Source organism: Pseudoalteromonas sp. S4492, assembly GCF_005886115.1.
Taxonomy (GTDB): Bacteria; Pseudomonadota; Gammaproteobacteria; order Enterobacterales; family Alteromonadaceae; genus Pseudoalteromonas; species Pseudoalteromonas gelatinilytica.
In genome coordinates, this window is record NZ_PNCP01000269.1 from 1 (window position 1) to 379 (window position 379).

Sequence of the window (379 nt, forward strand, 5' to 3'; positions counted from 1 at the left end):
GAACAAGACATTCGACAAGCTTGCCAGAGCTATCTCGACAACAGCCAACGGCTTATATTCAAGGCAAAAAACAGGCTGGAAAGCGCTGCATTTATCGCTGTATGTCCTGCGGAAAAAAGGGCTAATCTGAATGTGTTTCTAGATCACGGTATTCGTCAAATGAGCCAGATTAAACGACGAATGATTGATGGAGAATCCATTCCGCACTCTGAAAAAGTATTTTCATTACATCAGCCACATACAGAGTGGATCAGCAAAGGAAAGGCTGGAGTGCCGGTTGAGCTTGGTCTGCGGGTGGCTATCATTGAGGATCAGTATGGCTTTATATTGCAACATCATGTGATGGAAAAGCAGACCGATGACCAGATTGCGGTGGATA

1 pseudogene is annotated in these 379 nt (G+C 44.9%); it reads left to right on the forward strand.

What is annotated here, in order from left to right:
• Nucleotides 1-379: pseudogene (locus CWC28_RS22615) on the forward strand (ISNCY family transposase); the annotation flags it as partial.